Below are 7,877 nucleotides of genomic sequence, written 5' to 3' on the forward strand. Positions count from 1 at the left end.
TGTTTACACTAATACTCTTATACTTATTTAGAATACGGTAAAATACTATTCATATATAATTAATGATGAAGATTTAATAATTTGCCTGATTTTTGCTTTCACCGATATATTACTAATCCATACATTATATAATCATGAAAAAATACTCTATTTTACTTCTGTGTTTAATTTTTTCAGCTATGCATGCACAGGAAACAGCTGCTCTCTCTTCAGAAAAAATGAATATTATCAAGACCAATGTTACGGCATATGCATTCCGGAATATTAATCTTTCTTATGAAAGGGCTTTTACCCATTGGTTCTCTGTAAACATGGGTTTTGGTGCAATCCCTGAAGGCAAAGTCCCTTTTATCGATTATTTTTTAAGCGATGAAGATGAAAGAAGATTTCAGAATCTTGAAGCCAAGGTCTTTAATTTTACCATCGAGCCGCGTTTTTATCTGGGAACAGGATACGGAAAAGGGTTTTACATCGCCCCATATTACCGGTATTCCAAAATAACTTCCAATACTTTTGATTTTTATTACGATTATACATTCAGCGGAACCACTTTCCAGATCCCGCTGAAGGGCAATGGGAATGCCAACGGCAACAGTGGCGGAGTAATGGTCGGCGTACAGTTTTTCCTTACGCCCAGCAAGAATTTAGTTCTTGACTTATGGATTGCCGGGGCTCATTACGGATCGGGGAAAGGAGATTTTACCATGACCAGTGATGTGGTGCTGACGCCGGAAATGCAGGCCCAGCTAAAAAGGGAAATAGAAGACCTTGACGTTCCTTACGTTAATTATACTGTAGAAACCAATACCAATGGAGCCCGGGTTATTATTGACGGCCCGTGGATCGGCTTCAGAAGCGGATTATCATTGGGATATAGATTTTAAGAAATTTTATTTGAATATTTTAGAAACCGTTTTATCTTAGAGCGGTTTTATTTTTATGAAATAATTTTTTAGCAGAGAATAAGACCAACCTGTTTTAATACAAAAGAAACATCCTTCCTCTATGAATCCATCGCACATTACCACTGCCCAAAGAATCAAAGCTATTATAGGCGGTTCCATAGGAAATCTGGTAGAATGGTATGACTGGTATGCCTATGCCGCTTTTGCTATTTATTTTTCGAATTCGTTTTTTCCGGATTCGGATATGACGGCACAGCTTCTGAATACGGCAGGCATTTTCGCAGTCGGTTTTCTGATGCGTCCGGTTGGAGGATGGCTCTTCGGAAGTATTGCAGACCGGATCGGAAGAAAAAGAGCAATGACACTCTCTGTTTTGCTGATGTCTTTTGGATCTTTATTAATTGCTCTGACGCCTACTTATAAAACGATCGGTATTTTAGCACCCTTATTACTCCTGATCGCAAGGTTACTTCAAGGCTTGAGTGTTGGTGGAGAATATGGTGTATCAGCCACTTACCTCAGCGAAATGGCAACTTCGGAACGGAGAGGGTTTTATTCCAGCTTTCAGTATGTTACTTTAATTGGCGGACAGCTGATCGCTTTGGGCATCCAGCTGGTTTTGCAAAAACTGCTGTTAACCGAAACCCAGCTGGAAAATTGGGGTTGGAGAATCCCTTTTGCCATCGGGGCTTTGCTGTCTGTGATTGCTTTATATTTAAGAACCAACCTGCATGAAACAGATGCATTTGAAAATAAAAAAAAGAGTCATGAAAATAAAAAAGGGACTGTCAGGGAACTGCTGAAACACCCGAATGCTCTTTTAACTGTTGTTGGGCTTACATTGGGAGGGACACTGGCCTTTTATACGTATACCACGTACATGCAGAAATTCCTGGTCAATACCGTACATCTTACCAAAGAAGAATCTACCTTAATTTCTTTTATTTCCCTTTTTATTTTCGCCTGCCTGCAGCCTGCTTTCGGAGCGTTGTCTGATAAGATAGGAAGAAGGCCTTTACTTTTAAGCTTCGGAGTACTGGGAACGGTTTTCACCTATCCCCTTCTGGATGCTTTAAGCACAACCACTTCTATGTGGAGTGCATTTTTCTTGCTGATGGCCGGTTTGATTATTGTAAGTGGGTATACTTCGATCAACGCGGTTGTAAAAGCAGAACTTTTCCCTTCTGAAGTGAGAGCGTTAGGTGTAGGATTGCCTTACGCCCTTACGGTTGCTATCTTTGGCGGAACAGCAGAATACCTCGCACTCTGGTTTAAGCAGCAGCATGTGGAACATTATTTTTACTGGTATATTACAGGCTGTATTTTCTTTTCATTTATGGTGTACGTACGGATGAAGGATACCAAGAATAATTCTGCTCTGGATAGAGATTAATAAAGGTATACAAAAAACGGGCGGCTCAGATTCTCTGAGCCGCCGTTCTATTTTTTAATGATAGGCTTGTTTGAATTTTGCCAGAATATTGTCCAGATTATGTCTCTGCACATATACACTCTTCACATCTTCATATCTTGGCGACTTATAGAAAACTTCATGGAAATCCATGCTTCCGTTTCCTACCTTCACCACCTTCTGTACCTCGATATTTAACTTTCCGAGTTCTTCTTTAAAAACCTGAAATTCATCTTGTATATTCTTCATCTATATTTTTGGATTTTAATTGAAAATTACTATATACTATCAAACACCTTACCAATTTTCATCGGATTCGCTGAATTTAACATTAAAGATAGTGAATTTATGAATACAAATAATACATTATGTTAACATTTTATTAAAATATATTAAAATAAAACATTAATTCCACAACACAACTGCAGTTTGATTAAATTTATTGTTTAACGAAAAAATTTAAACACTTATACTCAACTCTCTACAAAGGGAATATTAATCATGGATCTCTGAGATTTTACTATTAAAAAATCAAATATTCTGTAACAAAATTTACCGGAACATTACTTATTGCAAAATTTAATTTGAAATACATACTCGCAAGCCTAAAAAGTGATTTCTTTAACCTCCTGCAGTTTATTAAAAAGCCTGATGATATTCAGATACAACTTTCTGATAAGCAGAAGTGTTTACTGATTTTTAATTTATTACTTGTTGAAATTATATTTTTAATACTTTTTGTAGCTCCTGCAGATTATTTTGTACGCAAATGTATTTCAGTAAAAACGTCTGATGCTTTTAAAAACCTGGGTTTATCAGAAATGATATTTCTGGCTGTGATTGCTGCGCCAGCCATTGAGGAACTTGTATTCAGATACGCTTTACGATACAACAGATTATTTTCAAAGTATATCAGCCGAAACAACTGGAATAAGATTTTCCCGTATATGGTATATATTTCATGTGTCATTTTCGGATTTATACATCTTGACAATTATATCCACGACTCTTGGATGTTTTACGTTCTCTCTCCTCTTATTATTTTGTCTCAGCTATCAGGCGGCCTTCTACTCAGCTATATCAGGGTAAGATTGAATATCTTTTACAGTATCATCTATCATGCCCTTTGGAACGGTTTATTCGGAATTGTTCTTCCATTTGTGATGTTGCTTTTTAACAACCCATATATCGATAAAAGCAGAAACTATGATCTGAAAATAGATGAACAGGCATTTTTTAATTCTGATCAACCGACATCCTTAAAAATTGATCATATCAATAATACGATATACCGTATTGAGGCCAGACAGCTCCAACTGCAGGACCTGGCTGATCATATTTATGGAAAAGACCAACTCATAACAGATGAAGCTTTGATTAACATCAGCTTTACTTCGAAAAAGGGAATATCCGAAGAAGAATTCCGGAACATCTTGAAAAAGAAATACGAAATAGAACAAAAAAACAGGGTTAAAACCGATTGATTTTAACCCTGCTTTATATTTAAAAACGGAATTTAAGACTTCTGACTTTCCTCTTCTTCCAGCTCTACTTCATGTTTTAGCTGAGCTTTGTAAAGAGTGGCATAGTAGCCGTTTTTATCCAAAAGCTCCAGATGTTTCCCTTCCTCCACAATTTTCCCATGTTCCATCACGATAATCTTATCTGCTTTTTCAATGGTTGACAGACGGTGAGCGATAATAATCGAAGTTCTGTTCCGGGTAATTTTTTCGGTGGCCCGCTGGATCAGCTTTTCACTTTCATGGTCAATGGAAGAAGTCGCTTCATCCAGAATCAAAATCTTGGGATCCGATAAATAAGCTCTTAAAAATGACAGCAATTGTCTCTGCCCGAGAGAAATGGAAGAACCTCTTTCACTCACCACATAATCATATCCGCCCGGAAGCTGCTCAATGAACCGATCCACTTCAATCTGTCTGGCTCCCTCCTTTATTTTATCCAGAGTAATCGTTTCATCGCCAAAAGCCAGGTTTTCAAAAATACTTCCGTGAAAAAGGAATACATCCTGCAGAACAACCCCGATATGGCTTCTTAAACAATAAAGTTCATAATCCTTAACGTCAACGTCATCGATTAAGATATTTCCTGCGTTAATGTCATACAATCGGGTGATCAGGCTGATGATGGTTGATTTTCCTGCCCCGGTAGCTCCCACGATAGCAACGGTTTCTCCGGGATTCACTTTGAAATCAATCCCTTTTAATACTTCCTGCTTTTCGTCATAGGCAAAATGTACATTCCTGAATTCTATTTTCCCGTCAAAATGCTCTTTCTGTACCGTCCCGGTATTCGGCATTGAATTTTCTTCATCCATCAGGCCTAATACTCTTTCTGCACCTACAATACCCCGCTGGATATTATTGAACCTGTCGGCAATCTGCCTTAAAGGACGGATCAGCATCGAAATATACTGAATAAAAGCAATCACAACCCCTGCACTAATGGTAATATAGCCTCCGTAAAATAAGATGAATCCGATAAAAAGTGAAGAAATGAGTTCTACTACCGGAAAGAATAAAGAAAAGATAAAAACGGTTCTCAGCAATGCATTTTTCAGGGTAATATTGATGTCATCAAATTTTTTAAATTCTGACTCCTGTCTGTTGAATACCTGAATGATCGGCATTCCGGCAAGCCTTTCCTGCACAAATGAGTTTTGGTTGGAAGTCCAGTTTCTTTCATCTCCGAAAGCTTTTTTCAGCCTTTTCTGGAAAAATCTTGTAATGACAACCATTAAAGGTAAAATTGCCAGTGTAATGTAGCTGAGATGCACATTGGTACTGAACATCATCACCAGGACAAAAGCGATCCTCAGAACATCTCCGAATACCATCAGGAAGCCATCCGTATACACAGTGGCAATAGTCTCCACATCTCCGACTGCCCGGGTCACCAGCTGACCGATCGGGGTTTTATCAAAGAATGACGTCTTAAAGTAAATCAGCTTATTGTACAGTCTCTGTCTGATATCCCTGATAACATTTTGTGAAATATAATTGGAAAAATAGACGAGAAAGAAATTCAAAACCGTTTCGGCAAACACCAATCCTACTAAGATGTAGATATGCTTCATCATTAAAGCCTTATCCTGAAGTTTCGTGATATCGTTATCCACGACTTCCATGGTAAGGTACGGCCTGTAGGTAGAAACCATAGCCAGTATAATGGAGATGATCAGAGTAAGTATGAACCAGGACCGGAATTTCATCCCGATAAAGAACAGCCTTTTTATGATCCCCCAGGTATCTTGTTTTTTCATTATATGAGTCGAAGAAAGAATTAAAATATAATTGCCCTGCAAAAATAAGACTTTAAAATTTCCCTACCTTTACAACTTTACGAAATAGTCATGAAAAATACAGATCGTCATTATTTAAGCCATGAATGTATTTCGAGATTCAGGGTTCTTTCCTATTTGTTATTTCTAATAAAAGCTTTTTAAATATTTTCTTCTTACACCTTTTCTAAAAAACTTGTAATAATTTTAAGCCACCAGTTCGTATATCAACTCAATAAAAAACCATTGTTGTTTTTGTCAGAATTCGTAGCCCACGTCCACCAGATACAGTCCATGGGCAGGTGCAGAAGTTCCTGCGGAATTGCGGTGTTTATCTTCAATCACTTTCCTTAAATCTTCAGGCTGTATTTTTCCTACACCGATTTCTACCATGGTTCCGACAATAGCCCTTACCATATTCCGTAAGAAGCGGTTGGCCGATACCGTGAACTTCAGCTCACTCTCCTGCTGTTCCCATTCTGCTTTATAGATGATACAGAGGTTGGTTTTATTGTCGGTTTTCAGCTTGGCAAAACTGGTAAAATCTTCGTATTCAAATAAAATTTTACAGGCTTCATTCATTTTACCGATATCCAAGCCACGCTTCCAATGCTGCCATGCAGACTCTTGTGTAAAAGGGTTTTTATCCAATGAAATATAGTATTCATACGTGCGGTATGTCGCATCAAAGCGCGCATGGAAATCATCTTTTACTTTAAAAATTCTTTTAACTGAAATATCCGGCGGAAGAAAACTGTTCAGTTTTCTGGACAGATCGGTCTCCAATATTTTCCCGGTATCAAAATGGGCAAACATTTTCCTGGCATGAACGCCGGTGTCGGTCCTTCCTGCTCCTGTAGTTTTAATTTCTTCCCGAAGTATGGTAGAAAGTGCTTTCTCAAGTTCTTCCTGTACGGATACTGCATCCGGCTGGATCTGATACCCGAAATAATTTTTACCGTTATAAGAAAATTCAATACAATATCTCAATGCCATATAATATGCCGCAAAAATATCCAATTAATTATCATCATGCGTATTATTTTTAAAATAATTATACAAAATCAGCTACCATAACAAGCTGAATCCCTCTGAAAATTCCTATTTTTGTAAGGTATGAAAAGATGGTATCTCTATCCTTTTTCTTTGGGTTATCACATGGTAACAGGTATCCGGAATACCCTGTACGACCTGAGGATTTTAAAATCAACAACATTCAAAACCCCAATCATCTGTGTTGGGAATCTTTCTGTAGGCGGCAGCGGAAAATCTCCGATGGTGATGTACCTTGCCCAGTTTCTGGCTAAGCATTACAGAACAGGCGTTCTTTCCAGAGGCTATGGGAGAATGACAAAGGGCTATGCAGTCACCAATTATGAAAGCAACTATAAAACCGTAGGTGATGAAGCGATGCAGCTGTTCGAGCGTTTTAAAAACCGTTTTGTAATTGCCGTTTCAGAGGAAAGGGTTCCCGGAGCCAAAAAAGTGATTGAAGACATGGACCTGGACGTCTTGGTATTGGATGACGCCATGCAGCACAGAGCCATAAAAGCAGGATTTACAATCCTCATGACCGATTTTAATGATCCTTATTTTAAAGATCACCTTCTTCCTGCCGGTGATCTGAGAGAATCAAAAATAGGCGCAAAACGTGCTGATATCATAATGGTCAGCAAATGTCCGGATGAACTTACGGAGGAGACTAAGCAGTACTATATTTCAAGAATAAAGCCTTCAAGCAGACAAAAAGTGTTTTTTTCGTCTATTGGATATGACGAGATCGTCTACGGCAGAGATAAAATGCTACCTGACAATAATCTTAACTATTACGATATTTTATTAATTACAGGAATTGCCAATCCGAAACCTTTACTAAATCATTTGGCTAAATTTTCCCAAAAAGTAAAGCATCTGAAATTTAGAGATCATCATAATTTTACGGATGATGATATTAAAAAGATTGTTGCAGAATATAAAAAATTAGGCGAATATAAACTGATTCTGACAACAGAGAAAGATTATGTACGATTGAAAACATTTGATTACTTACGAGATCTTGTCTATTACTGGCCTATCAATGTGATCATAGATAAAAAGGAGGAATTCAACCAGATCATCTTGGATCAGGCTCTAAAAAAATAGTCCTCTTATGAATATGATCTATTCAATAAAATATTGTTTAATTTATAATGAAGTTGTTTAAACTTATTTAGGAAAAAGAGTTCCGAGAAAATTAGCAATTTTGGATTGCAATTAAAAAAGA

7 protein-coding genes are annotated in these 7,877 nt (G+C 37.5%); 4 read left to right on the forward strand and 3 right to left on the reverse strand.

The genetic code is table 11. The annotated features are described in order from the left end of the window. Positions 1–179: 179 nt before the first annotated feature. A complete protein-coding gene (locus MKJ01_RS15575) occupies positions 180–884 on the forward strand; it encodes a hypothetical protein (RefSeq protein ID WP_241615023.1) in 705 nt (234 codons plus the stop codon). Between the two features lie 121 nt (positions 885–1,005). Beyond that, the gene (locus MKJ01_RS15580; RefSeq protein ID WP_241615024.1) at positions 1,006–2,298 is read left to right on the forward strand and encodes an MFS transporter; all 1,293 of its coding nucleotides are present in this window, start codon (positions 1,006–1,008) and stop codon (positions 2,296–2,298) included. Positions 2,299–2,352: 54 nt separating this feature from the next. Here MKJ01_RS15580 and MKJ01_RS15585 read toward each other — a convergent pair whose 3' ends face one another. Further along, complete coding sequence (locus MKJ01_RS15585; protein WP_241615025.1) at positions 2,353–2,565, reverse strand: hypothetical protein; 213 nt, start codon at positions 2,563–2,565, stop codon at positions 2,353–2,355. Positions 2,566–2,900: 335 nt separating this feature from the next. Here MKJ01_RS15585 and MKJ01_RS15590 point away from each other — a divergent pair, with 335 nt between their 5' ends. Continuing rightward, positions 2,901–3,800 carry a CPBP family intramembrane glutamic endopeptidase gene (locus tag MKJ01_RS15590; RefSeq protein ID WP_241615026.1) on the forward strand — a complete coding sequence of 300 codons (900 nt, stop codon included), beginning with the start codon at positions 2,901–2,903 and terminating at the stop codon, positions 3,798–3,800. 32 nt (positions 3,801–3,832) lie between these two features. On the opposite strand, the gene MKJ01_RS15595 is transcribed toward MKJ01_RS15590, so the two are convergent. Beyond that, positions 3,833–5,596 (reverse strand): ABC transporter ATP-binding protein, encoded by a 1,764-nt coding sequence (locus tag MKJ01_RS15595; RefSeq protein WP_241615027.1) that lies wholly within the window; start codon positions 5,594–5,596, stop codon positions 3,833–3,835. A gap of 276 nt (positions 5,597–5,872) precedes the next feature. Next, positions 5,873–6,610, reverse strand: a complete 738-nt coding sequence (gene truA / locus MKJ01_RS15600) for a tRNA pseudouridine(38-40) synthase TruA (protein ID WP_241615028.1) — start codon at positions 6,608–6,610, stop codon at positions 5,873–5,875. A gap of 120 nt (positions 6,611–6,730) precedes the next feature. On the opposite strand from truA, the gene lpxK reads away from it, so the two are divergent. Beyond that, positions 6,731–7,756, forward strand: coding sequence for a tetraacyldisaccharide 4'-kinase (gene lpxK, locus MKJ01_RS15605; RefSeq protein WP_241615029.1), 1,026 nt, complete (start codon positions 6,731–6,733; stop codon positions 7,754–7,756). Positions 7,757–7,877: the final 121 nt, after the last annotated feature.

The organism is Chryseobacterium sp. SSA4.19, assembly GCF_022601875.1.
Taxonomy (GTDB): Bacteria; Bacteroidota; Bacteroidia; order Flavobacteriales; family Weeksellaceae; genus Chryseobacterium.

Coding starts and splice junctions, on each gene's coding strand:
- MKJ01_RS15585 (WP_241615025.1), bottom strand. CDS start 2,565: ATGAAGAATATACAAGATGAATTTCAGGTTTTTAAAGAAGAACTCGGA.
- MKJ01_RS15580 (WP_241615024.1), top strand. CDS start 1,006: ATGAATCCATCGCACATTACCACTGCCCAAAGAATCAAAGCTATTATA.
- MKJ01_RS15595 (WP_241615027.1), bottom strand. CDS start 5,596: ATGAAAAAACAAGATACCTGGGGGATCATAAAAAGGCTGTTCTTTATC.
- lpxK (WP_241615029.1), top strand. CDS start 6,731: ATGAAAAGATGGTATCTCTATCCTTTTTCTTTGGGTTATCACATGGTA.
- MKJ01_RS15575 (WP_241615023.1), top strand. CDS start 180: ATGCATGCACAGGAAACAGCTGCTCTCTCTTCAGAAAAAATGAATATT.
- truA (WP_241615028.1), bottom strand. CDS start 6,610: ATGGCATTGAGATATTGTATTGAATTTTCTTATAACGGTAAAAATTAT.